Here is a 25,689-nt window from a genome sequence, read left to right on the forward strand (position 1 = left end):
ACCTGTCCCCTTGAATGATTGTAACCCCTACCTATCAATGCTTAACTCTACCATACATTGTAAAATGCACGGTTACTGTCCCAAAAATTGAAGCCCCCAAGTAGCCTTGCTGCCGTCTAAGGATACCAACGATGGCCCGAGAAGCCGCTACCAGCGTAGATGTCATGATGCTTGCCGGGTTGACCTGGGAACGCACCGGGAAGAACTGCTGGACCGCATCCGATCGCTTTGCCAACTATACGATTTTCCGTGATATCGACGAACGTTGGTATGGTGAATGGGAACGTGATGGCAACCGCACCCGTGCGGACTGGTCCTGCCCGATCCTTGAAACCTTTGCCGAATACATGGTTGACCATGCGCGTCGTCAACCACCGGATGATGCAAACTGACGCCCATCTTCTCTCGACATAGCCCCAACAGGTTCTGCCTTTCTGACATTGCAAAGCGATCTGTTCTTGCGTTTGCCGCCATAGCCATTATGTGATGGGGCAGAACGAAATTACATAACGCAAGGCAATCTAATGACGAACACCATCCCCCTGCAGATCGACATTGTCTCGGACGTGGTTTGCCCATGGTGCATCATCGGTTACAAAAACCTTGAAGAAGCCATCAGCCGCCTTGATGACGAGATCGAAGTTACCCTGCGCTGGCATCCGTTCGAATTGAACCGTGATATGCCGCCAGAAGGGCAGGATCTTGCCGAACATATCAAAGAAAAATACGGCCTGTCCCCGGATCAAAGTGCCGACAACCGTGCGCGCATTACCATGATGGGCGAAAATGTCGGCTTCCCGATCCATTTCAGCTCGGACAGCCGCATCTACAATACCTTTGACGCCCATCGCCTGATCTATTGGGCCGGCAAAGAAGGCGAACCGGGCCAACAAACGGCACTGCAGCTTAATCTCTTTACCGCCTATTTCCAGGATGCTGAAAATCCCGGCGATCACGGCGTTCTTAAACGTGCCGTCGAAGAAGTTGGCCTGTCCCCCGAACGTGCCGCCGAAATCCTTGCCAGTGACGAATACGCCCAAGAAGTCCGCGCCGAAGAAGACGAATTTGGCGATGCTGGCATCAGCTCGGTTCCGACATATGTTGTGAACCGCAAATTCGCCATTTCCGGCGGTCATCCGTCAGAAGTCTTTGAACAGGCGTTATCTGAAATCGCCCGTCAGGGTGATGAAGTTTTGGCTGAGGCCGAAGCCGAACAGTAAGCAGCCCGCACTTCCGGCTAACTCATGAAAGAAGAGCCCCAGCGAAATGCTGAGGCTCTTCTTTTCGTATGGGCTCATAACGCCTGAGCGAAACTTAGAGAATGTAGTCGGCCATTTCGGCATTAAAATAGGTTTTTGACCGAGGACCCGTGATGATTGGATCAATCCGGCGCACACATTCCTTGTAATGCTCGGTCTGGCGATGGGCCTGAAAATCGTCATCAGAACGGAACACTTCATAGATCATAAATTTGTGTTCATTTTCAGGATCGCGCAGCACATCAAAACGAAGGTTACCTTCTTCGTGCGCGCGCGTTCCTTCGTAATTGATGCGGAACGCTTCGATGAATTCATCGACATGGCCCGGCTTAACTTCGATATGCACCATTTGTACAAGCATGATGTGTCCTGTTTTTGTTTCTTGCGTTTAAATCAATTGCTGTGCGCGACTAAAGCCCCGGCGCTTTCCACATAGAGGTCGTCACCCCCTGATCGACCAATTGGCGCTGTGCGGCATATGCCTGCGCCCAGCGATCCCCCAACTGGTCATATTCGGATTTAAGGGCCGTATTGGGCTCAAACGTGTTTTCCCAACGCACCCATTCACGGCCAAGTGCCGCCAGATCGTTATGAAGCCCACCACCAACGGCTGCTGCCGCCGCACAGCCTAGGGCGGTTGCTTCCTTAATCACCGGGGTTGCAACGGGAATGCCCGTCACATCGGCCAGCATCTGTGACCAGTGCGGGCTTTTCGCCGCCCCTGCGGCAAAGACGATTTTGTCCGGCCGCTTGCCACTGAGTGTGAAAATCGCATCAAGGTTTCGGGCCGCAACGATGCAGGCATTTTCCTGCAGAGCACGGAACAAAACAGCCTTGCCCGATTTCGCCGGATCAATGCTGAGATTCAGGAACGATGGGGCCGCGTGATACCAACTGCCATAGCGCATCACGTCGGAAAAAATCGGGATCACGCCGTGCGCACCAAGCGGCACGTCCGTCGACAGCTTTTCAAGCAGCGTATAGGCCTTACCCGGATCGTCGACCTTGGCCAGCTCTTCCTGGCCGAACGCATCGCGGAACCAACGCATCACCGCCCCGACAAAGAAACTGATGGCTTCGGCCTGATTAAGCCCGGTGATGACATGCGGGTTGATCCGCAAATTCATCGACGGATCAATCAGACTGGAATCAACATTCACAATCTGCTGCCAGAACGTGCCACCCAGAACCGCACAATCGCCAATCCCGGTCACACCTAGGCCCACCGTGCCAAGCTGGCAATCGCCACCGCCGACAACAACGGTTGTTTTTGGTGATAACCCGGTTTCAGACGCGGCCTTTGCCGTCACATGTCCAACCGCCGTGCCCGTTTCATGGGCGGGCGGGAAAATATCATCGCGCAGACCCACCGCACGCATGGCATCGGGCAGCCAGTTGCGTTCACGCAAACCAAAAATACCGGTCGTTCCGGCATTGGATGGATCAGACACAATCACGCCTGACAGGCGGGCAACAACCCAATCTGACAGCATCGCAATGCAATCAATCCGGTCATAGATATCAGGCATCTGTTGGCGCAGCCAAAGAAGCCGTGGCAACGCGCCAAGTGCAAATGTCTGGCCGGTTTGCTGATAAAGGTTTTCTTCGACGCCGGGAAAATCATCCTTAAGCTGGCGCACCTGATTGACCGCACGACCATCAACATTGGCACAGGCCCAGATTTCCTGACCATCCTTGTCGAATGCAACGATCGCCTCGCGCATCGACGTTGCACTGACCGCGGCAATATCATCGCTGCCAATCTTGGCCTCTGACAGCGCACCCGCGATACAATCGCAAATCAGCCGCCAGTTGCCATCAACATCGAAATCCATTGAACCGGGAAAACGCGGATCTTCCTTGTGCCACCATTCACGTTGACACGCCCCGCGCTGATTGCCGTCTCGATCAAACACTACTGCCCGACCGCTGCCTGTTCCGGCATCGATCGCAAGCAGGTAATCACCCGCTGACATTTCCTAGACGTCCTCCAACAATTTTTCTGCCGTTTTTTCATCCGTAATCAGGATATCGACATATTTTCCTTTAAGGGCGGCACGAATGGCGCGCACCTTTGCATCGCCGCCTGCTGCGGCAATTACATTCTTGGATTTATTGAGCGATGCGAGCCGTGCACCAATCACGCGTTCATGAAGCGAAAGATCCAAAACATCGCCGTTTTCATCATAGAACTGGCACAAAATATCGCCGACAGCACCCTTGCGACGCAGTGGCTCAACCTCGTCGGGCGTGACATAGCCGCTGCGCACAACGGTCGAATCACTATTAAGCTCGCCAATCCCCACCAGTTGATAAGCAGCATTCATCGCCATTTCGAGAACATTGGAAATGCCAGGCTCCCCCATTAGGGCAGACGCCACCGATGCGTCAGATACCACCAGAGGGGCAGGCAAAAGATGCACACTGCTGCCCCAGTTAGCTGTCCGCATCCCATCGACATAGGTTGCAACACCACCTGTCAGGCTGACCAGTGACACATTGCGTTCATTTGCCATATGGCCAAGACGCTGGATGGTGTGACTAACCGTCGAACCCCACCCAACGGCCAATAAATCATCACTGCCCAGCCGCTGCATCAGGAACTGCGATGCTGCTTGGCCCAGACGTTCATTCAGATCGCCATTTTCTAGATTTGGCACCACGCGCACCTCTCGTAGTCCCCAAACATCCTGAAGACGCTGCTCGTATTCAAGACATCCTTGATGGCGCGAGTTAATCCGCACCTGAATGATGCCGGTGCGTCGACCGCTTTCGAGCATGCGCGAAACCTTGATCCGCGATAGGCCAAGTTTGTCGCCGATCTCACCCTGGGTCATGCCGTCGTTATAGTAGTACCATGCAATACGGGTTAGAGTTTCCTCCTCCGCGTCCGCATAGCTCCAGTCACTTCCTTCCGACGCCATTTCCATATCCCTGTATTTTGATTTATCGTTCATTTGATTATTCATAAAACAAATGATCACGTCAACCATTGTCAGCACTACATCAAACCGCACTATATTTACTGCGGTGCAGTGCATTAGTTGACTATTTATATACGAAAACACTACCCATCACTAGAATCATGGTTATTGACGGATCCGAAATCATATGATCAAATGTTTTTTACAAGAACAAATGAACAGGCCTCTAGGGATGGAAAACAACATAACAGCCCGGACATCGGTCCGTGTTACCGACATATGGAAATCCTATGGCGGCACGGCGGTCCTTAAGGGAATCAACATTGAGCTGCTCGCGGGCCAAGTTCACGCGCTTTTGGGCGGGAATGGTGCCGGAAAATCAACCTTGATGAAAACAATTGCCGGTCTGGTCAGCGCCGATCAGGGATCGGTGGTAATCAATGAACAGGCTCTGGGGTCAGCCTCCCCGGCTGCTGCTCAGGCGCTTGGTCTCTATCTTGTGCCGCAAGAAGCGCACATTCTGCCCAATCAATCTGTCTTGGAAAATATCTGCCTTGGCCTGAAGGCCAAACCACGCGCGCTTCGCGAACAGGCAGAAGCCCTGCTCCGCGATCTTGCCGTTTCCCTTGATCTAGATGCGCAGGCCGCAACTCTTGAAATTGCCGACCGTCAGATTGTTGAAATCATGCGCGGTCTGATTCGCAAAGCCAGTATCCTTATTCTTGATGAGCCGACCTCGGCCCTGACCCCGCATGAAGCGGGCGCACTTTTTGATCGTGTACGTCAATTACAGGCACAAGGTGTCGGCATCTTCTTTATTTCCCACAAGCTGCGCGAAATCCGGGAAATATGCAGCGTCATCAGCGTTTTGCGCGATGGTGCGATTGTTCTTTCCGGTGCGCTTTCCGATTACGACGACAATCACATCGTCGAAGCCATGACCAAAACCGTGCAGTCAGCAGCCCCCTCCACACGTACCAACACAGAAGTCGATTTTGAGACGCGCGACGTTGTTCTTGAAATCAACAACTTCAGTGGCGAAGGATTTCGCGATATTTCCTTCAATGTCCGGGCTGGTGAGATCGTAGGGCTGGCGGGTGTTGTCGGTGCGGGCCGTTCAGAACTGGCTGAAACCCTGTTTGGCTTGCGCGATGCCCGCAGTGGCACACTATATCTGCATGGTGCGCCGCTAACCAAACGCTCCCCGCGTAACTGTGTCGATGCAGGGCTTGTCTATTTGCCCGAAGACCGTCAGCAAAACGGATTATTTCTTGAAGCATCCCTTGCATGGAACATGTCAGGCTACACCATGCATCGCCTTGGGTTCTTCCCAAAACGCCGAGCCGAAACGGCCGCATTTGACACGTTCCGAGACAGCCTTGGCATCAAATGTGAAGGCGAAGATCAGTCCGCAGGCCGTCTTTCGGGCGGTAATCAGCAAAAAATCTTAATGGCCAAGTGTCTGGCTGCCGATCCCAAGGTTCTGATTTTGGATGAACCAACGCGCGGTGTGGACGTTGCGGCACGTAACGATATTTACCGACTGATCCACAAATTGGCTGCCAAGGGGCTTGGGGTTGTTCTGATTTCATCTGATTTTGACGAAATCGAACAGCTTGCCGACCGGGTTGTCGTGATGGCGCATGGCATCCAATGCGGCGCACTCGAACGCGATGCTGTCACGGTTGATGCCATTGCCCATCTTGCCTTCGAGTCCGGGAGTCCTTCACATGCTTGATTTCTTCGCACGCAACCGCGTGGCGACCCTGTGTGCTGTCACCGTTCTGGCGTTCCTTCTGATCGGGGCGGCGGCACCTGGATATTTGTCGCTCTCGACCGCGTCTGTTGTAATGTCCAACAGCCTTGTTTTGATGTCAGTCTCTCTTGGCACCATGCTGGTGATCCTGACCCGTAATATTGACGTTTCAAGCGGATCGGTTCTTGGGCTCAGTGCTGTCATGCTTGGCATCATGCTCAATGATGGTCACAGCCTTGGCGTTGCGATTGCCGCCTGCCTAGTGACGGGTGCAGTTGCCGGGCTGATCAATGGTCTTTTGGTCACCATGCTCAACGTGCCGTCCATCATTGCAACACTGGGCACTCTTGGCCTGTTTCGTGGCGTGATGTTGATCCTTACGGGCGGAAACTGGATCGAAGAATTACCACAATCGCTTAAAGGCTTGGCCATCAACGGCACCATGGGCATTTCCATCCTGACAGTAATTGTCGTTCTTGCGCTGATTATTGTCGGAATTTGTGTCCGCCAGACGCGTTTCGGACGCTATTTCTATGCGGTTGGCGATAACCGCGAAGCATCGCGCCATTTGGGTATCCCGGTAAAACTCGTGCAAATCGTCGCCTTTGTGGCAGCAGGCGTGTTGGCCGCCATCGCCGGGATTATCTTCGCCGCGCAGATCGGCTTTATCCCCAATCAGGCCGGCAACGGCCTGGAACTAAAGGCCATTGCCGCAAACGTTCTGGGTGGGGTCAGCCTTCTGGGCGGCACGGGTACTGTTCCGGGCATTTTTGTTGGAGTGATTTTCTTAACCTCAATCGATAGTGCGTTGGTCTTCCTGAAGATCCCTGCGTTTTGGAATGACTTCATTGCTGGTGCGGTTTTACTTTTGGTGCTTTTGCTTGATGGACGTGTACGCATGGCTGTTGACCGCGCCATCCGTGCCAAACGCTATGCCGTTCACCACAACAGCAACACGAACCAACCCGACCAATCCAACACATCAAAACGCGATGGCGCATCCGCGCCGCGCCCGCAGGAGGCAGGTGAATAATGAAACGTTATCTTCTGCGTTGGGAAACAGCCCTTCTGTTCATGCTGATTGCTGAATTTGCGATCTTTGGCATGATCAACCCGCGCTTCCTTAATCTTTCTAACCTGCTCTACAGCACCAGCGACTTTGCCCAGATCGGCATCGTTGCCTTGCCGCTGACCATTGTGATCATTGCGGGCGGGATTGATGTGTCTTTTGCGTCTGCCGTTGGGTTGTGCGCGATTGTGTTTGGCATTGCCAACTTCTTTGGCATGCCGCTGCCGATTTCCATTCTGGCATCCCTTTTGACCGGGGCGATGGCGGGCCTGTTTAACGCCACCATGATCCATGTGTCACGCATCCAGCCGCTGGTTGTCACCCTTGGCAGTCTGTATCTGTTTGGCGGAGCAGCAACGGTTCTTTCCGGCGTTGTCGGGGCGGGCGGCTATGAAGGGATCGGCAATTTCCCCGATGTCTTTACATCCTTTGCCTATATTGAACTGGCAGGTCTGCCCGCACCGTTCTTGGTGCTGCTGGTCGAAGCATTGATCTTGTTTATCGTTTTGCATTACTCGCGCTTTGGCCGGTCGGTCTTTATGTGCGGGCTGAGCGAACACGCCGCACGCTATAGCGGCCTTCGCATCAAAACGATCCAGACCATCACCTATGTCATGACCGGCGTTTTCGCCGCTGTCGCAGGGCTTGTTTTGTCATCCTACTTTGGATCGGCACGTGTTGATCTTGGCACGGCAACATTGTTGCCCGCGATCACGGCCGCCGTTCTTGGTGGGGCATCTATTTACGGTGGGCAGGGGTCGATCATCGGCACCCTTCTGGCCACCCTGGTCATCGGTTATCTGCAGCAAGGCCTGCAAATGAGCGGTGTTCCCAGTCAGATTTCCAGTGCGCTCTCCGGTGCGTTGCTGGTGGTTGCGGTCGCATTGCGCCACGGAAGCGCAGTGTTGTCCGATTTTATAGCTGCGCGAATAATGGCGACGAACCGCAAACGCGCAGCATCATGAGGAGGAAAGAAATGTCAGGAAAAACTTTTAAATGGATGACTGCTGCGGCCTTTGCAGGCTCGCTTCTTGCGGCAGCTCCAGCCTTTGCCGAAAACCAGATCGCGTTTATCCCGAAACTGGTTGGCGTTGGCTTTTTCACCAGTGGTGGTAATGGTGCGACCACTGCGGGCAAGGAACTGGGTATCGATGTCACCTATGACGGCCCGACCGAACCAAGCGTTTCCGGTCAGGTCCAGTTCGTGAACAACTTTGTCAATCAGGGTTATAATGGCATCATTTTGTCGTCCGTATCCCCCGATGGCCTATGCCCGGCTCTGGAACGTGCGATGAAACGCGATGTTCTGGTCATGACCTGGGACAGCGACGTAAAACCGGAATGCCGCAGCTACTATATCAACCAAGGCACGCCGGAACAGCTAGGTGGACTTCTGGTCGATATGGCCAATGACGGCATCACCAAAGAAAAGGCAAAAGTAGCCTTCTTCTATTCCAGTCCGACCGTGACCGATCAGAACGCCTGGGCGAATGCTGCCAAGGCCAAAATCGAAGCTGAACATCCAAACTGGGAAGTTGTCACCACCCAGTATGGCTATAACGATGCACAGAAATCGCTTCAGACAGCCGAAAGCATCCTCAAAGCTTATCCGGATCTTGATGCGATTATCGCACCGGATGCCAATGCCCTTCCGGCCGCCGCACAGGCTGCTGAAAACCTTGACCGCGCTGGCAAAGTCGCCATCGTCGGTTTCTCGACCCCGAATGTAATGCGCCCTTATGTCAAACGCGGCACTGTCGAGCGTTTTGGCCTTTGGGACGTCACCGAACAGGGTAAAATTTCGGTCTATGTTGCCAACCACGTTCTTGATAACGGCCCGATGAATGTTGGCGATACGCTCGACATTCCGGGTGTTGGCACCGTTGAAGTCTCCCCGAACAGTGTTCAGGGCTACGACTACGAAGCAGAAGGCAACGGCATCATCTTGCTGCCGAACCGTGCTGTCTTTACCAAAGACAATATCGACGATTTCGATTTCTGATCTTTGGATGAACGGGTACGGCTCTCCTGGGGGTGGGCCGTACCCGGATTTTCTTGCTGATTTTTTGATGGATTTACGGATAAAGCCCGATGGAAAACCTTTGGAACGATAACGACGCGGCACGCTATGCCAATGACGCCAAAACAGCCGGTCAACCCGAAGCATTGGGCTTGCGCGTCTATACATCGCGCATCATCGGCCAAGTTGCCGATCTTGTTTTGCATGGCGGTGGCAACACATCAGTCAAAGTCACCTGCCCTGATGGCGACGCCATCATGCATGTCAAAGGCAGCGGCTGGGATCTTGAAACCATCGAAGCCCCCGGCTTGCCTGCTGTGAAGCTCGCCCCACTTCACGCCGCACGCAAAGAAAAAAAGCTGTCTGACCCTGAAATGGTTGCGCTTTTGCGCAGCAACCTGCTTGACCCCTCCGCGCCAAACCCGTCGGTCGAAGCCTTACTGCATGCGTATCTGCCGTTTGATTTTGTCGATCACACCCACTCCACCGCTGTCTTGGCCCTTGCCAACCAAGACAAATCCGAAGACATCATGCGTGAAATCTACGGCGACCGTTTGGCATTCTTGCCCTATGTTATGCCAGGCTATGACCTGTCGATTGCCGGTGCTGATCTTTATGATCGCTTCCCCAATTGCGAAGGTCTGTGGCTTAAAAACCATGGATTGTTCACCTTTGGCACCACGGCTAAACAATCCTATGACCGCATGATTGATTTCGTGACCGATGCGGAAAACTACCTGGCAGCCAAGGGCATTACCCTTCCGGGGCCAGAAACATCGAATCGCGATATTGACCCAGCCATTGCCGACAAACTTAGAACCGCGCTTAGCAGCGACACCTCGCCATTCTCAGACGCCTTTGCGATGGATTTTCGCAGCACCCCGTCAATCCGTACATATCTTTCAAATGACGCGCTTGAAACCATTGCGGTGCGTGGCACAGCAACACCGGACCACGTCATCCGCATTAAGCCGTTCCCGCTAATTATTGACGCTGATGCCAGCCTTGAGGATATCGCATCAGCACTTGAGGATTACAAAGCCCGCTATCGCGCCTATTTTGAACGCAATGCGCCAAATGCCAGCGAAGAGAAAGTCATGCTTGATGCATGGCCGCGGATGGTCCTGATCAAGGGTCTTGGTCTTGTCGGGCTTGGTGCTAATGACAAAGCAGCGCGCATCGCTAGCGACCTTGGCGAACAAACCGCTCGCATCATCAATGCCGCCGAAGAAGTCGGAACGTTCCAGCCGATCAACGATGCCGATTTGTTTGACATGGAATACTGGTCACTTGAACAGGCAAAACTTCAAAAGAAGTAACTCCCTGCGGTTTCAGTGTTTTTCCCTTCGTTCCACACCGAAACTTAGCAAGCTCCCTTGCCCCTGCCTTTGGCAGGGGTTCTTTTTTGCCTGCTCGACAGCTGGGCGTGACCGGCATAGTCTTTGACCGCGACCAAACTCTGACAGGAACGCCCCATGATCCCCTTTGCCGAATTCACACAATACCTACCCGGAATTCTACTGTCCTATGCCGCCCTGCTTGTCGGGTTGATCAGCCCCGGACCGGCTCTTTTGGGGTTGATGGGCGTATCACTTGATCGCGGACGACTGGCCGGACAAAGCTTTGCCTTGGGGATCGGCACAGGATCTTTTTCCATCGGTCTTTTAACCCTGACCGGACTGTCGGCCGTTCTTGCCACCTATGCCGATGCCATGACCGCCATTCGGATTTTTGGCGGGCTATATTTATTATGGATGGCATATCGGGCGTTTCGTACTGCCTTTCGCAAGGCCCCGGCAGTCAACAGCACTGCTATCGCCGAAAACGCCCGCCAAATCACCGGCCCCGGTTATTACCTACGCGGCCTTGCGCTCCATCTGACAAACCCAAAAGCCATCCTGACCTGGATTGCGATCATTTCAATCGGGTTTAGCGATGGTGCACCACTTTGGGTCGGGGCTGCGATTGTGATTGGTTGCGGAATAATTTCAACGTCCATTCATCTGCTTTATGCCACAGCTTTTTCCACCGCCCCGGCCATTTCGATTTATCGCCGGGCGGCAGGTTGGATCAATGGTGTGCTTGGTGTGTTCTTTACCGTCATCGGGATCAGGTTGCTGTTTAACCGTTAGGCTGGCAATATCCGCTCATGACTTGGTTTCATCTTCGAAATCTGCTTTGGCTTCAGTTTCCGCTGCTTCGACAGCTTCTTCTTCAGCTGCTGCTTCGGCCTGTTCAGCAGCCCAAACACCGGCAGTTTCAACTGCCATGGGCGATGCGGTTGGCAAGACACCAAGATAGCTTTCGGTTTCTTCGACCGGTAGTGGTTCGCGGCATGTCATGCGATAAAGTGCATAAACGGCAATCACCGCAAATGTCCAGGCAAGCACAAGCCAGAAAGACTGTGGGCCCAGTTGTTCCATCGACCAGCCAGCCAACAGCGGCCCCAAAATGGCCCCGATACCAAAGGTTAAGACCAGTCCGCCCGATGCGGCAGGCATATCTTCAAGTGACAAAAAGTCGTTGGTGTAAGCCAGAAACAAGGCGTATAGCGGCGTCGTCATACCACCTGCCACAAATGCTGCACACATCAGGAATAGCAAATTGTCTCCCGCAACCCAGCCAAGCGTGCAGGCCCCCATCGCCACCATCGCCGCCCCAAAGATGAGCTTGCGACGGTCCATACGATCAGACAACCAACCAATCGGGTATTGGAAAATCAAAGCTCCGCCAAACAGCATGGCGACAAAGGTCGCGATTTGTCCGGTTGTCATTTCAATCTGGGTGCCAAAAACAGCGGCCATACCCGTTTGGGTCGCATAGACGCAGCCCAACAGGAAGATACCCACGGTACTTAAAGGGGATCCGCTGAACAATTCCTTGAGCGGCATCGGGCGGGCCGTTTCGGTCATCGGAACCGAAGTCGCCGAAAGCAGGATCGGCGCAAAAGAAATCGACACCAAAATGGACGCAACGATAAACAATCCCGAAGTCGCGGCATCGCCAAAGGTCAGAAGCCCCTGCGCACCGATAATGCCAAGCGTCTGCGCAATCATATAGGCCGACAGGACCTTCCCACGCGTTTCATTCGTCGAGGCATCGTTCAACCAACTTTCCGCGGTGACATAAATACCCGACATACAAAAGCCCAGAAGGACACGTAGAATTGTCCACGCCCACGGCTCCGCAACAAGGGGAAGAGCTATCAACCCTGCCGAGGTAAAGCTGCCAAGGGCTGCGAAAACGCGCACATGGCCAACGCGCCGGATCATGACCGGTGTCAAACGTGCGCCAGATAGAAAACCAACGAAATAACCCGATGTTACGATTGCCAATGCAGTCGGTGAAAATCCTTCGATCCCGCCGCGCAAACCGATCAGGGTAAAGTGCATGCCATTGCCCAGCATGATCAGGACGATGCCCAGCAAAAGCGCCCAGACACTGGACAAGACCTTAATCATCGACCGCCCTTTCATGCACGACAGCACTACGATATGAATTCACTTGCTGCACAGTGATCAAGCCGGATGAAAACATATGCTGGCAAATTCACGAAACCATTGATTCAGATGGGTTTCCACTACTTTTTAGACAAAAGCAGAAATTCCGCTGCCCTTAAGAAGGCGCGCCCAGACCATAGGTGGGGTTTTGGATGCCAAATAACAGGGAAATTTCGCGCAATGTACCTGAACCTTGGCAATTCGCTTAATCCGCCAATTCAGCTTCGGTAAGCTTCCGCGTCGTAACGCCGTTCTTAAGATCAAGCCACCCGCAAAATACCGTTACCCAAACCGCAATCAACGGCACCAATGCGATATTCTGATCCATCACCCACAAGGTCGCACTGCTAAGAACGCACCAGATCAAAGGGACGGGTAACAGCAACCAACGCCAAGTACCCCGCGCCATCAAAACAAAGCCCAATGTACCAAGGGCTGTCGGATCGGCTGCACTGCCAAACAATTCGGCCTGGATCAAACTGCGGCCTTCAATCAATCCGGCGAACGGATAGAGGACAAAGGCGCAGACCATTAATCCCACACCGACATAGGATGAAAGATCCCCCCGCCAGCCAAACCGAAGTGGCAAGGGGCGTGCGGCAAACACAGCAAGCAAGACACTTTCGGCAACAAACCCCGGCAGGAAATAGGGCACCGCCCAATTGATCGGCATATAATATTGCCACAGAAAACCGTAACTCACCCACCCCCAGATCAGGGACAGCAACACCAAAATCACCCGGTTGCCGCGATGCCCGTGGCGCAAAGCCAGACCAAAGGCAATCAGCCCGGCAACAAAGGCACTGGCCACCACCAGCCACCATGTGGTGTTAAGCGTTTCAAACAGCCGGTAATAAACCCGTGGCGAGAACAGCAGTAAATCTGCCAGCCCGTAATCCCACCATTCACTCATGCCTGATTTCCCATATCGCTTCGCCTAAACCAGAACGCCAATCACGGCGGCAATCTGTTCACGCATTTTATCATCGGGCAGTAATCCGGTTGCCGCGCGCATGTTTTCGGCCGCATGACCGGGATTGGTTGTTGCCGGGATGGGACAGGTCACCGATGGATGGGCAATCAGATATTTCAAAATAAGCTGCGCCCAGCTTTCCACTTCCAAATCAGAAGCAAATTCTGGCAATGGTTCGCCTTCCAACCGTTCGGTCAGACTGCCCCCGCGAAATGGTCGGTTCACAATCACGGCAATGCCGCGATCATAGGCCATCGGCAACAGATATTCTTCGACCTTACGATCAATCGGATTGTAAGTGACCTGAACAAAATCAAGCCGTTCGTTTTTCATCACCGCAATCAAATCATCGGTGCGTCGCCCGTGCGATGTGGTCACCCCGACATAGCGCAGCAAACCCTCGTCTTTCAGACGGAACAACAGCCGCAAGTTATCCGTAATCCCCAAAAGATTATGGACCTGCAACAAATCAAACTTTTTCGTATGCCACCGCGCAAGTGTCTGATCAATCTGCGCCATCCCGTCACCGGATGTCCAAACCTTGTCGGTTGAAAACACCTGATTACGGGCGCCAAGCTTATCAAGACAATAGCCAATGACTTCTTGCGCCGAACCATACATCGGGGAGCTATCAATCATCCGCCCGCCAGCCGCAAAAAACGCCGAAATCACATCGGCACATTGATCCCTTAACACCAGATCGTTGCCGACATTAAACGTGATCCAACTGCCAAGCCCGATGGCCGGAATTTCTTCTCCCGTCGATGGGATCGGTTTGCGCAGAATATCGGGGAAATCCCCCGGCGACTTGGCTTGTGCCGATACAGCCCGCCCCAAACCAAAACTTGCCAATGCGCCAAGTGCCGCCATGGTTTGCAAAAATTTTCGCCGGTCAATGTCAGACATGATCGAGAGCACTCTGGTTGTTGTGTCTTGCCAATGGTCATCGATAGTCCATTAAGAATTGGGCAGAAATCTGCCCATGCGCAACCTTTGGTGTATCTTGGATGAAATCACGAGACATAGACACAAAAAGGGCCGCAAGCAAAACACTTGCAGCCCTTTTAAATTCAAATGCAAAGCGGATGCTTAAACGCGCTTCCAGCTCGTACCTTCTTTGAAGTCTTCAAGCAGGATGCCACGGGCCAAAAGATCATTGCGGATTTTGTCCGCCGTTGCGAAATCCTTGTTCTTTTTGGCATCGGCACGCTGCATGATCAAATCATCGATCTCGGCGGCTTCATCTTCATCGGCACTGCCGGTGAACCATGCTTCCGGATCGGCTTCAAGAATGCCAAGCAGCTTGGCCGCAGCGAGAATTTCGCCCTTGGCTTCGGCACGCTCGTATTTCTTTTCAGACTTGTTCAGGCGCGTCACCAGATTGTGGAATTCCGCAATCGCCAATGGCGTATTAAGGTCATCACACAATGCTTCAAGAACCGCCCGCGGCGCCGGAACGTTTTCCGGGGTCACATCGGCACTTTGACGAAGGGCGGTATAAAACCGGTCAAGCGACTCTTTAGCCTGACGCAGGTTATCTTCCGTCCAGTTGATCGGCTGATGATAATGGGTGCCCAGCATCGCAAGACGGATCGCCTCGCCCGACCAGTTTTCCAGCAAGGCATGCACGGTGACGAAATTGCCCAAGGACTTGGACATTTTTTCGCCTTCAACCATCAGATGACCGTTATGCATCCAGTATTTGGCATAACTTGACCCCTGATTGGCACAGCAGCTTTGCGCCAGTTCATTTTCATGGTGCGGGAACACCAAATCCGAACCGCCACCATGAATGTCAAAATTCTCGCCCAGATAACGCGTCGACATGGCCGAGCATTCAATATGCCAACCCGGACGACCACGGCCCCACGGACTGTCCCAACCGGGCATGTCATCTTCGGCCGGTTTCCACAGAACGAAGTCCGCCGGGTCTTTTTTATACGGGGCCACTTCAACCCGCGCACCGGCAATCATTTCCTTGCGATCACGGCGCGACAATTTGCCGTATTCATCGAATTTTTCGACGGCAAACAAAACGTGGCCTTCGGCGGCATAGGCAAAACCCTGTTCGATCAGGCTTTCGCACATGGCGATCATTTCAGGAATATGGTCGGTCGCACGCGGTTCGATATCCGGTTTAATCGCGTTCAACGCCCCCATGTCATCAAGATAAGCCTGATGGGTGCGTTTGGTGATTTCGGAAATCGGCTCGCCGCTTTCCTTGGCGCGGGCATTGATCTTGTCATCAACATCCGTGACGTTGCGCACATAGGTCACATTTGGATAGATATGGCGCAGAACGCGGACCAGCGTATCAAACACGACAACAGGACGTGCATTGCCAACATGGGCATAGTCATAGACCGTCGGCCCGCAGACATAGAGGCGGACGTCATCAAAATTGATCGGCTCAAACACCTGCTTTTCGCGGGTGAGCGTGTCAAATATACGAAGGGTCTTGTTCATTATAACTGTCCGTTTGGCTGTGATATGGGATTGATGCAGGCATTTTTCGGCGATCAAAACAGATATGCTTAGACCGCCTTCCCACACAGCCGATTACGGGCCTTATCCCCACCAATCAGAACCAGCATGGTCGACATTTCCGGGCCATGTTCACGCGCCGTCAACGCCTTGCGAAGCGGCATGAAAAGCTGCTTGCCTTTGCGACCGGTCGCGTCCTTAACCGCCCCGGTCCAGGATTTCCAACTGGTTCCGTCCAAATCACCTTCTGGCAACAATTCAGCAGCCTGTTTCAGGAATTCGGCATCTTCGTCGTCAATTTCCGGGTTCACGGCCTGATGGATAACATCCCACCATTCCAGTGCCTCGGATGCGCGCCAGCAATTGCCGCGTACCGCGTTCCAGAACATCTCATCCGCATCTGCCATGCCTGCTGCAATCAGCTTGGGCTGGGCAGCTTCGAACGACATTTCATGAACGACTTTTTCATTCAGGCTGGCAAGTTCGGCCGGATCGAATTTCGGCGTCGAACGGCCATAATGATCCAGATCAAACTTCGCCAAAACATCCGAAAGGCTGGCCGGTTCGATTTTATCGGACGCGCCAAGACCGGTCAGAAGACCAACCAGTGCTTCGACTTCGAACCCGTCATTGCGCAATTCACGCAAAGAAAGACTGCCCAGACGTTTGGAAAGCTGCGATCCACCCGGACCCGCCAAAAGCGGCATATGGGCAAATTCAAGCGCACCGGGTTTCCCGCCAAGCGCAAGATACAAAAGGATCTGCGAAACCGTGTTGGTGACATGATCTTCGCCGCGGATGATATGGGTCACACCCATTTCAAGATCATCAACAACCGAGCCCAGCATATAAAGCAGTGATCCATCTTCACGGATCAAAACCGGATCAGACACATGTTCGGTATCGAACGAGCATACACCGCGCGAAAGGTCATCCCATTCAACCAGGCCATCGGTGAGAAGGAAACGCCAATGCGGCTTGCGGCCTTCGGCCTCAAGGGCGGCGATTTCATCATCTGAAAGGGTCAAGGCCTTACGGTCATAGATGAAAGGCTGGTGACGCTGGCGGGCCGCCTTGCGTTTCCAGTTCAATTCACCTTCGGTTTCATAGCATGGATACAGCAATTCACGCTTTTTCAGACCCGCAATCGCCGCATCATATTTTTCCTGACGCAGCGACTGACGTTCTTCGCGATCCCAATCAATGCCAAGCCATTCAAGGTCTTCGCGAATGGCATCAACATATTCGTCTTTGGAGCGTACCGGATCGGTATCGTCAAAGCGCAAGATAAACTCGCCACCCGATTTACGGGCATACAGCCAGTTCATCAGGGCCACACGGGCGTTACCAACGTGAAGAAGCCCGGTCGGGCTGGGCGCAAATCGAAGAACAGGTTTTGTCATATCTATATTTTTCAGGTCACTAAATTCGTGAAGCCATTGGTAATCGGATAGCGACGGTCACGGCCAAAGGCACGCGGGGTAATCTTAACCCCGGGAGGCGCCTGACGGCGTTTATATTCTGCCCGGTCCAGCAAACGCCAGACCCGGCGAACCGTGGCCTCATCATGACCGCTATCCACGATGTCGCGAACAGACCGCTCGCCTTCAATCATCTGATGAAGAATATCATCAAGAACGTCATAAGGCGGCAGGCTATCTTCGTCTTTCTGATCCGGGCGCAATTCAGCCGAGGGTGGCTTGGTGATAATACGTTCCGGGATCACCATACCATCGGGCCCCATGGCACCGGCAGGTTTATGTTCATTGCGCCAATGGCACAGGTTGAACACAGTCGTCTTGTAAAGGTCTTTCAGAACCGAATAGCCACCGCACATATCGCCATACAGCGTCGCATAGCCAACCGACATTTCCGATTTATTGCCGGTGGTCAGGACCATGTGGCCAAACTTGTTTGAAAGCCCCATCAGGATAATCCCGCGCGAACGGGCCTGAATGTTTTCTTCAGCTATATCGGCATCACGACCGGCAAAGGCCGGGGCAAGCATCTGATCAAATGCCGCCATGGCCGGGCCGATATTGATGCTTTCAATACCGGTTTCAAGCATATCAGCACAAATCTGCGCATCCTCAAGGCTTTCGGCCGAGGTATATGGCGATGGCATCATCACCAGACGCACACGATCCGATCCCAGCGCATCAACGGCAACCGCCGCCGACAGTGCACTATCGATCCCGCCCGACATGCCAATGACAACACCGGGGAAACCGTTTTTGTTCACATAGTCGCGCAAACCCAGAACAAGCGTTTGATAGATCGCATCAAGCCCGGACGGATAATCGATCTTCGGCGCGTCCGATGCACACATCCACTTACCTGCATCACCCTGAACCCAGTTGGTCACAACCACGTCTTCGGCAAAGGCCGGCAAGGCCACGGCAAGCGATCCATCGCCATTCAGGCCAAACGACCCGCCATCAAAGACAAGCTCGTCCTGACCGCCAACTTCGTTGCAATACACCATCGGTATTTTGGACTCGCGCACACGATCTTCGATCAGCTTGCGGCGCAGAACACCCTTGTCGGCCTCAAACGGTGATCCGTTGGGGACAAGGAAAATCTCGGTCCCGGCATTGGCAAGATGGGCTACCACGTTCGGTGTCCAGACATCTTCACAAATCGGAACGCCAATCTTGACCCCTTTAAATGAAATCGGGTCGGGCATCGGACCGGCAGCAAAAACGCGCTTTTCATCAAACACGCCGTAATTTGGCAAATCCTGCTTGGCACGAACAGATACGATTTTGCCCTGTTCAATCAACAGAACCGCATTGTGGCGAATGCCATCAATTTCCCACGGCGTGGTCAACAGCAAAGCCGGACCATTATCGCGTTTGGCGGTATGTTCGCAAATCACAGCAACCGCTTCATGCAGATGGCGCATGAAGGCAGGCTTCATCACAAGGTCTTCTGGCGGATAGCCAGACAGAACCAGTTCAGAATACAATACGATATCCGCAGCCCGATCAGCCGCAGATTCCCAGGCAGCCACAACCTTGTCCCGGTTCCCGGTTACATCGCCGACAATCGGGTTAAGTTGGGCAATCGCAATGGCAAGCATTTTTGTCATGATGTTGGAATAGGAGCCCCCCCGCGCGGTGTCAATTGCCGAATAACGAATATCGCCTGTTCCAAACTTGCAATGCCGACTAATTTTCGTTCAAAATCGCGGTAAGTCACTGTATTTAAGCACTTTGGTTCAGAAATTTCTAATTGATAATCACTTGCAAAATCGTTCAAACATCGCTCTATTGCCCGCGCTGTAAAATGCAACACACAAAAAATCAAAAACTTTAGGCACGAGCAATCTCATGAGCACCACCAAAAATACAACGGCAACAATGCCTGCCGTTACCATCTCCTATATCCCTGGGCGCGAAGCCTCCGAAAATCTTGGCATTGTTTTTGGTAGTTCGGTCCGAAGCCGCAATTTCCTGTTTGATATTTTCGCCGCCTTTAAAAATCTGTTCGGTGGCGAAGTGCGGTCATATACCCGTCTTTTGGAAGACGCCCAAAGCGAAGCCACGAGCCGTATGCTCGAACAGGCAAAGAAACTCGATGCAGATGCCGTTGTTGATGTGCATTTTGCCACTTCGCAGGTTGCCTATAAGGCGGCCGAAATCTTTGCGTATGGCACTGCTGTTCGTCTGAACTAACGGTTAGGTTCTCCCAAATGGAAGAAATCATTCTTCCGGGGATTTTGCTGACCATCCTGATTGGAATTGCCTATCTCACCGGCCGTGTGGCCGATGGGGTCCATGAACGCGCACTCAAACGAGATGAGTCGTTTCTCCCCCGGCAGGTTCTTGATTCAGGAAGCACTATTCCCGATGACATCATCCTTCATGATACTGCTTTGGTCACCGGAAAGGTCGTCATTGCCGAAGATCGTTTTCGCAACCTTCTTGCACGCCTGCGGATTTTCGTCGGCGGACGTCTTGGTGCGCATGAAGCATCCATCACCCGCGCAAAACGCGAAGTCATGCTACGCCTTCGTACCAACGCCAAAGGTGCCAGCCACATAATCGGCATTCGCTTTGATTCCGCCCAGATTGGCCGAGGCATGATCGAAATGATCGTGTCTGGCACTGCCCTTTATACGGACCACCGGCCAAAGGGTGGCTTTCCATCAGCACTGCCCGATGACGGGGTCAATATCAGCCATCGAAACCTTTTGGCCGAGTTTTTGTCCGCCAGCACTGCATTCCTTCTGATTTGTTGGGCTGTCTATGCAACGAGCGGCCTTCTGGTCGAATGGGCAAGCCATGCAATCTCTGTCGAAGACGAAGTCGCTATCTGGTCACAACTTGAACCCGAGTTGATCAATGGTCATCGCACAGCGAATGATCGCAGCTTGGCCGAGAATTATCTGGTCGATCTGGTCAATTCCGTCCCCAAAGAGGCGCTTGGACCCGCAGCGGCTTATGACTTTGACATTGTCATTGTTCCCGACCCGACACCAAACGCCGCCGCCCTTCCGGGGGGATTGATGCTTGTTCATTCGGGCATGATTGACTTGGTCGAAAGTGAAAATGAACTGCTTTCGATTCTTGGTCATGAAATCGGCCACTATAACGGGCGTGATCACCTCGAAGGCTTGGGTCGAGAAGTTGTCGGCGTTGCCTTATCCGCCATGATGTTTCAATCCGATGCGGTTTTGACCACGTGGATTGCCGGTTGGCCTAAATTGCTGTCAGACCTTGATTATTCACGCAGTCAGGAACTCGATGCCGATGAATGGAGTCTCAAGATCCTGATGGCGAAATATGGTCATGTCGGTGAAGTCGCAACGACCTTTGAAAAGTTCCACCAGATGCAGGGCGGACACAGCGTGATGGATTATCTGGCAACCCATCCCCATCCCGAAGACCGGGTTAAACGGCTTTATAACATGGCCAATGCCCAAAACCTTCCGGTGGGGGAACCTGTCAACCTGCAAGCTGCCTTTGAAGACTTCCTTGTACGTACCGGTGAAATCCCGGCAAGCGCGCCTGAGGAAGCCCGCAATTTTAGCCTCACAACTCCGAAAGACTGACACCCATGCGTGGATTTTTTCTTCCCTTCCGGTTTCTGAGCGTAAGCGACCGTCCAAATACCGAATTTTGGTTTACCCAGTGCATGATTTTGGCATCGACTGTTTTGGGTGTCTATCTTGCGAGCTTCGCCGGTTTTCAGATCGCCGTTGATTTTGACCGCTATCAAAGTATGTCAGACGTCAATAATCTGGAACGATCCCTCGAAGCTGAATTTAGCGACAATCTCGACAAAGTTGATGCATGGATTGCCGCCTATCCCGAGGCGCCAATGACTTGGCATGCCAACGTTCTCGCCCCACGTGAAGCCCATAAACTCGACGATATGGTTTGGGAAACCATGCGTTATTCCCAGCGCACCTTTGAAGTCAATCCAAAGATCATCACCGGTGTGCGCCGTTTCTATGGTGACATCCAGTCACAGATGACCATTTTGTTCATGCAGCAAAACGCCAACGGATATGCCCGCAATGCCATGAAAAAGATGCAAGAAATCGTTTCAACGGCGCGTGCAGATGTTTTGCCGCTGATACAATCGGAAATCAATCGTCTGGATGAAGAGCTGGCCGATTTGACGCACTAGTGCGGAAATCATCCGCCAATCCGTAAAACAGATAAGCCGGGGCTACAATTATGGTCCCGGCTTTGATTTGTTCAGGGCATGTGATTTTGGAAATAAATCCGAATTACAGCGCAAGTGCCGCATCAATTTCTTCCTGGCTCATGGTTTTGGCTGAACCGTGAATAATCCCGCTGGCCACATCCATGAACTTTTGCAGCGACACCGTGATGGCATGCGCCGTTTCACGCAGCAGTTCCTCATTCCCTTCGGCAATGACGGCTTCAAGCTGCGTATTTGCGTGAGCAACAATGGTATTGAGGTGGTTTATCGTTTCCTCAAACGGCTGACGGAATCGGGGTGGAACATGTTCATACGCCTCAATCGCCAGTTCTTTGTCCGAAAACGCACTGTCGCGGAAATGGTCCTGATAGGTTTTCGGGGCCCATTCCTTACAATCCTCGATCATGTCGGGCATGTCGGGCACCATCTCGAGAAGCATGACGATCTCATTGAAATGGTTCAGATAATCCGTCGCCAATAGCGTGGTCGAGGAAATATTGGTTCCCTCTACCTTCTTTTGCCATTCAGAGAAATCTGCTTCGTCCACCATTCGTCGTGCGACCTCATATCCTTCATGCTTACGCGGGAATGCTCTGCAATTATTTATACTTAAGAATATTTTGTCCCCTTTGGTAGAGGTTTTTTACATCAAGCGACCTTGAATGTACGGGAAAGCATGCCCGAACACCTCCAATGACGGTCAAATACTACCATTGGCCATGTTTAAAACCATCTCCGCACCATGCCAGATCATGCAATCAATGCTCGCGTGATCTAATCGATATTTTTTCGAAAACAGTCCCGTTTCTGGTTGCGCCAAGAAGAACAAAGGCGCCCGGAATGAACCGGACGCCTTGGTATCAATTCTTCGCCATCGCGAAAACAATCACGCAGAAGCAGCCATTTGCTCTGCCCGAACGCTGTCGCGTTCTTTTTTGATCATTTCCGCCATCAGGAAGGCAAGCTCAAGTGCCTGCCCGCCATTCAGGCGCGGGTCGCAATGGGTATGATAACGATCCGACAGCGCATCTTCGGTCACTTCACGTGCCCCGCCGATGCATTCGGTCACATCCGTACCGGTCATCTCGAAATGGACGCCACCGGCATGGGTACCTTCGGCCTTATGGACATCAAAGAAGGTTTTGACTTCCGACAGGATCGCATCAAACGGTCGGGTTTTATACCCGTTGGTTGCCTTGATCGTGTTGCCATGCATCGGATCACAAGACCAGACCACCTTGCGGCCTTCTTCTTTGACGCGACGCACCAGACGCGGAAGATGATCCATGACCTTGTCTGCCCCCATACGGGCAATCAGGGTCAAACGACCTGCTTCGTTGGCCGGGTTGAGCGCATCGATCAGACGGATCAGATCGTCTTCATCCATGGTCGGGCCACATTTCATGCCAATCGGGTTTTTAACCCCGCGCATGAATTCAACATGGGCACCATCGAGATTACGGGTACGATCGCCAATCCAAAGCATATGCGCCGAACAGTCATACCATTCGCCGGTCAAGCTGTCCTGACGGGTCAGGGCCTGCTCGTATCCAAGCAAAAGCGCCTCGTGCGAAGTATAGAAATCGGTCTCGCGCATTTGTGGTGCGGTTTCAGCAGTGATGCCACAGGCCTGCATGAAGGCAACCGCTTCATCAATCTGGGTCGTCATTTTGCTGTAACGCTCACCGGCCGGGCTACCATCGACAAATGACAGGTTCCAGCGATGGATTTTGCTCAGATCAGCAAAACCACCTTGGGCAAAGGCACGCAGAAGGTTCAGCGTCGATGCCGACTGGTTATAGGCACGGATCTGGCGCTGCGGATCCGGAATACGGGCTTCCGAGGTAAACTCGATCCCGTTGATGTTATCACCGCGATAGCTTGGCAGTTCGACACCGCCAATGGTTTCGGTATCAGATGAACGTGGTTTGGCAAACTGACCGGCCATACGACCGACTTTGACCACCGGGCATGCTGCGCCATAGGTCAAAACAACAGCCATCTGCAACATCACCTTAAAGGTGTCGCGGATGTTGTTGGGATGAAATTCTTTAAAGCTCTCGGCGCAATCGCCCCCCTGCAACAGGAAGGCTTTGCCATCTGCAACAGCACCAAGTTTTTCTTTAAGCGCACGCGCCTCGCCAGCAAACACCAAAGGAGGATAGCTGCCGAGCTCTTGCTCTACGGCCTTTAAGGCCTGTGCATCCGGATAAGTCGGCATCTGCTTTACAGGCAGTTTGCGCCAACTATCAGTGCTCCAGCTCTTGCTCATTTGCTTCCTCTCAATCCGGCATGTTGATCATCATGCCGCCATTATAACACAAATCCAGTTCTACAGCGGACTCCCGCCGCACGTCCCGTCTTTTAACCGGGCCAAACTTGATACGGGTTTTACAAACGCATTTCCACCCCTTCTCGACTTATGGATAAGAAAAACCCGCAAATTTTTGCCAAACACCCAAAATTACACGCAAAATTCAACCCCAAGCGCCCCCTTTACGTCTTTCCGTGCCGGGATCGTTAAATCCTCATACTAAATAAGTACGTGCGAATCCGGGACCGCACAATCATCAGACCATTTGCGCAATCGATTGTTTGCAGGCACACTGCGCCCGCCCACCATCACCGCCCCGGAACCCCGATGTCGATTGAAACCCTTGCCATCATTGCCTGCGCCTATTTCGTTGCCGCTTTTGTCAAAGGTGCAACCGGCTTGGGATTTTCCACATCGGCCTTGCCGATCCTTGCCCTTGGATTGGGATTAAAGGAAGGCATGCCGCTTGTGATCATTCCGTCACTTGTGAGTAATTCGATTATCATGGTGCAGGCCGGGCATTTCCGCGAAACCGTCAACCGGTTCTGGCCGATGTTTGTAGCAACCATTCCCGGCCTTCTGATCGGCCTTGCCGTTCTTAAAATGGTCGACAGCCTTCTGGCCGGTGCGGTTCTGGGTCTGGTTTTGATGAATTACGGCGCGATCACGCTGTTTCGCCATGGCAAGCCAATTTCGGACAAGATCGCCCGGCGCATCGCCCCGGTTTCAGGCTTTGCCACCGGTCTGATCAATGGCATCACCGGATCGCAAGTCATGCCGGTTCTGCCGTTCTTGTTGTCCATGCGGCTTGATCCCAAACGGTTCATTCAGGCGATCAATATCTCGTTTAGTCTTTCAAGCATCGTTATGGCCTTTGGCCTGACGCGCATGGGATTGATGACATGGGAAACTGTCTGGATATCACTTGCCGGACTGGTCCCGGTTTATCTGGGCACCAAGCTTGGCAGCAATATCCGCAACCGCATGGATGCCGAAACCTTCCGCAAGGTGGTCCTGATCATGCTGATTATTTTTGGCGTGATCCTTGTGGTAAAATTCGCAGCCCTTTAAGCACACACCCACGTAAACCAACAGTGACTGACTAGCGTTGCAATCAAAGCTTTGCTATCACCCAATCATGAAAACCATCGCCCGCCCCGTATGTGCCGAAACCGAAGAAAAGAAATCGCGATTTCTGGCCGAGCTCGTTTTTCACGACGATCTGGCACAGCGGGTTAGCGAACTGCGCGTCCTTCATCCCAAGGCCAATCATCACGTCACCGCCTATCGTTACCTCAATGATCAGGACCAGTTGATCGAACATGGCAAGGATGACGGCGAACCATCGGGAACATCAGGCGTCCCGTGCCTGAAAGTTCTTCAGGGTCGTGATCTTATCAATGTCGCGGTGATTGTGACGCGGTATTTCGGCGGTACAAAACTGGGAACCGGCGGGTTGGTACGGGCCTATAGTGGGGCGGCCAATGCCGTCTGCAATCTTGCGGAAATCATTGATTATATCCCGCAAGGCGAAGCTGAATTATTTGCAAGCTTTTCCGATGCCGGAACGCTTGAGCAGGCCTGTGGTCAGGACGGAATTGATGTCCTTGATCGACAATTTGATACCGCGGGTACACGCATCAAAATTGCCGGACCACGCGACATTTTGACCGATCTTTCCGAACGTTTTCCAGTTCCAGAAACCGATTAGTTC

24 protein-coding genes are annotated in these 25,689 nt (G+C 52.8%); 13 read left to right on the forward strand and 11 right to left on the reverse strand.

Annotated elements, in window-relative coordinates:
• The first annotated feature begins 131 nt into the window (after positions 1–131).
• Positions 132–392 (forward strand): hypothetical protein, encoded by a 261-nt coding sequence (locus ACQ0MK_RS12810; RefSeq protein ID WP_350042494.1) that lies wholly within the window; start codon positions 132–134, stop codon positions 390–392.
• Between the two features lie 132 nt (positions 393–524).
• The gene (locus ACQ0MK_RS12815; protein WP_430472938.1) at positions 525–1,220 is read left to right on the forward strand and encodes a DsbA family oxidoreductase; all 696 of its coding nucleotides are present in this window, start codon (positions 525–527) and stop codon (positions 1,218–1,220) included.
• A gap of 94 nt (positions 1,221–1,314) precedes the next feature.
• Here the strand turns inward: ACQ0MK_RS12815 and ACQ0MK_RS12820 are convergent, their stop codons facing one another.
• From ACQ0MK_RS12820 to ACQ0MK_RS12830, 3 genes are read right to left on the reverse strand one after another with little or no spacing between them, the layout of a single operon-like run.
• Positions 1,315–1,620, reverse strand: coding sequence for an antibiotic biosynthesis monooxygenase (locus ACQ0MK_RS12820; RefSeq protein WP_430472939.1), 306 nt, complete (start codon positions 1,618–1,620; stop codon positions 1,315–1,317).
• 49 nt (positions 1,621–1,669) lie between these two features.
• A complete protein-coding gene (lsrK, locus tag ACQ0MK_RS12825) occupies positions 1,670–3,235 on the reverse strand; it encodes an autoinducer-2 kinase (RefSeq protein WP_430472940.1) in 1,566 nt (521 codons plus the stop codon).
• A gap of 3 nt (positions 3,236–3,238) precedes the next feature.
• On the reverse strand, positions 3,239–4,216 hold the full coding sequence (locus tag ACQ0MK_RS12830) for a sugar-binding transcriptional regulator (RefSeq protein ID WP_430472941.1): 978 nt from the start codon (positions 4,214–4,216) through the stop codon (positions 3,239–3,241).
• A 199-nt stretch (positions 4,217–4,415) separates the two neighbouring features.
• On the opposite strand from ACQ0MK_RS12830, the gene lsrA reads away from it, so the two are divergent.
• The 6 genes from lsrA (at position 4,416) to ACQ0MK_RS12860 (ending at position 11,160) form a co-directional block, all read left to right on the forward strand.
• Entirely contained in the window at positions 4,416–5,921 is a 1,506-nt protein-coding gene (gene lsrA, locus ACQ0MK_RS12835; protein ID WP_430472942.1) for an autoinducer 2 ABC transporter ATP-binding protein LsrA, read from the forward strand.
• Positions 5,914–6,972, forward strand: a complete 1,059-nt coding sequence (gene lsrC, locus ACQ0MK_RS12840; protein WP_430472943.1) for an autoinducer 2 ABC transporter permease LsrC — start codon at positions 5,914–5,916, stop codon at positions 6,970–6,972. Before lsrA ends, lsrC begins: the two co-directional genes overlap by 8 nt.
• Complete coding sequence (locus ACQ0MK_RS12845; RefSeq protein WP_430472944.1) at positions 6,972–7,973, forward strand: ABC transporter permease subunit; 1,002 nt, start codon at positions 6,972–6,974, stop codon at positions 7,971–7,973. The genes lsrC and ACQ0MK_RS12845 overlap by 1 nt, the downstream gene beginning before the upstream one ends.
• Before the next feature lie 11 nt (positions 7,974–7,984).
• A complete protein-coding gene (lsrB, locus tag ACQ0MK_RS12850) occupies positions 7,985–9,010 on the forward strand; it encodes an autoinducer 2 ABC transporter substrate-binding protein LsrB (RefSeq protein WP_430472945.1) in 1,026 nt (341 codons plus the stop codon).
• A gap of 89 nt (positions 9,011–9,099) precedes the next feature.
• Positions 9,100–10,347 carry a class II aldolase gene (locus tag ACQ0MK_RS12855; protein WP_430472946.1) on the forward strand — a complete coding sequence of 416 codons (1,248 nt, stop codon included), beginning with the start codon at positions 9,100–9,102 and terminating at the stop codon, positions 10,345–10,347.
• A 156-nt stretch (positions 10,348–10,503) separates the two neighbouring features.
• Entirely contained in the window at positions 10,504–11,160 is a 657-nt protein-coding gene (locus ACQ0MK_RS12860; RefSeq protein WP_430472947.1) for a LysE family translocator, read from the forward strand.
• Positions 11,161–11,175: 15 nt separating this feature from the next.
• Here the strand turns inward: ACQ0MK_RS12860 and ACQ0MK_RS12865 are convergent, their stop codons facing one another.
• The 6 genes from ACQ0MK_RS12865 to ACQ0MK_RS12890 all read right to left on the reverse strand — a co-directional run bounded on the left by ACQ0MK_RS12865 (position 11,176) and on the right by ACQ0MK_RS12890 (position 19,076).
• Positions 11,176–12,489, reverse strand: coding sequence for an MFS transporter (locus tag ACQ0MK_RS12865; RefSeq protein WP_430472948.1), 1,314 nt, complete (start codon positions 12,487–12,489; stop codon positions 11,176–11,178).
• Between the two features lie 244 nt (positions 12,490–12,733).
• Positions 12,734–13,441, reverse strand: a complete 708-nt coding sequence (locus ACQ0MK_RS12870; protein WP_350042490.1) for a hypothetical protein — start codon at positions 13,439–13,441, stop codon at positions 12,734–12,736.
• Positions 13,442–13,465: 24 nt separating this feature from the next.
• Entirely contained in the window at positions 13,466–14,407 is a 942-nt protein-coding gene (locus ACQ0MK_RS12875; RefSeq protein ID WP_430472949.1) for an aldo/keto reductase, read from the reverse strand.
• Between the two features lie 183 nt (positions 14,408–14,590).
• A complete protein-coding gene (cysS, locus tag ACQ0MK_RS12880) occupies positions 14,591–15,967 on the reverse strand; it encodes a cysteine--tRNA ligase (protein WP_430472950.1) in 1,377 nt (458 codons plus the stop codon).
• 68 nt (positions 15,968–16,035) lie between these two features.
• Positions 16,036–17,388 carry a glutamate--tRNA ligase gene (locus tag ACQ0MK_RS12885; protein ID WP_430472951.1) on the reverse strand — a complete coding sequence of 451 codons (1,353 nt, stop codon included), beginning with the start codon at positions 17,386–17,388 and terminating at the stop codon, positions 16,036–16,038.
• A gap of 11 nt (positions 17,389–17,399) precedes the next feature.
• Entirely contained in the window at positions 17,400–19,076 is a 1,677-nt protein-coding gene (locus ACQ0MK_RS12890; protein ID WP_430472952.1) for an NAD+ synthase, read from the reverse strand.
• 241 nt (positions 19,077–19,317) lie between these two features.
• Here ACQ0MK_RS12890 and ACQ0MK_RS12895 point away from each other — a divergent pair, with 241 nt between their 5' ends.
• The 3 genes from ACQ0MK_RS12895 to ACQ0MK_RS12905 are packed head-to-tail and all read left to right on the forward strand — an operon-like array spanning position 19,318 to position 21,622.
• Positions 19,318–19,662, forward strand: coding sequence for a YbjQ family protein (locus ACQ0MK_RS12895; RefSeq protein ID WP_430472953.1), 345 nt, complete (start codon positions 19,318–19,320; stop codon positions 19,660–19,662).
• A gap of 17 nt (positions 19,663–19,679) precedes the next feature.
• The gene (locus ACQ0MK_RS12900) at positions 19,680–21,041 is read left to right on the forward strand and encodes a M48 family metallopeptidase (RefSeq protein ID WP_430472954.1); all 1,362 of its coding nucleotides are present in this window, start codon (positions 19,680–19,682) and stop codon (positions 21,039–21,041) included.
• A 5-nt stretch (positions 21,042–21,046) separates the two neighbouring features.
• The gene (locus ACQ0MK_RS12905; RefSeq protein ID WP_430472955.1) at positions 21,047–21,622 is read left to right on the forward strand and encodes a hypothetical protein; all 576 of its coding nucleotides are present in this window, start codon (positions 21,047–21,049) and stop codon (positions 21,620–21,622) included.
• Between the two features lie 103 nt (positions 21,623–21,725).
• On the opposite strand, the gene ACQ0MK_RS12910 is transcribed toward ACQ0MK_RS12905, so the two are convergent.
• Together ACQ0MK_RS12910 and ACQ0MK_RS12915 are read right to left on the reverse strand one after the other, a co-directional pair.
• Positions 21,726–22,211, reverse strand: a complete 486-nt coding sequence (locus ACQ0MK_RS12910; protein ID WP_430472956.1) for a hypothetical protein — start codon at positions 22,209–22,211, stop codon at positions 21,726–21,728.
• Positions 22,212–22,547: 336 nt separating this feature from the next.
• Positions 22,548–23,933 carry a class II 3-deoxy-7-phosphoheptulonate synthase gene (locus ACQ0MK_RS12915; RefSeq protein ID WP_430472957.1) on the reverse strand — a complete coding sequence of 462 codons (1,386 nt, stop codon included), beginning with the start codon at positions 23,931–23,933 and terminating at the stop codon, positions 22,548–22,550.
• A gap of 369 nt (positions 23,934–24,302) precedes the next feature.
• Between ACQ0MK_RS12915 and ACQ0MK_RS12920 the strand changes: the two genes are divergently transcribed.
• Together ACQ0MK_RS12920 and ACQ0MK_RS12925 are read left to right on the forward strand one after the other, a co-directional pair.
• Positions 24,303–25,046, forward strand: a complete 744-nt coding sequence (locus tag ACQ0MK_RS12920; protein ID WP_430472958.1) for a sulfite exporter TauE/SafE family protein — start codon at positions 24,303–24,305, stop codon at positions 25,044–25,046.
• A 67-nt stretch (positions 25,047–25,113) separates the two neighbouring features.
• Positions 25,114–25,686, forward strand: a complete 573-nt coding sequence (locus ACQ0MK_RS12925) for an IMPACT family protein (RefSeq protein ID WP_430472959.1) — start codon at positions 25,114–25,116, stop codon at positions 25,684–25,686.
• The last annotated feature ends 3 nt before the right edge of the window (positions 25,687–25,689 follow it).

Origin of the sequence: Thalassospira lucentensis (genome assembly GCF_050516545.1) — a bacterium.
In the GTDB taxonomy this organism is placed as follows: Bacteria; Pseudomonadota; Alphaproteobacteria; order Rhodospirillales; family Thalassospiraceae; genus Thalassospira; species Thalassospira lucentensis_C.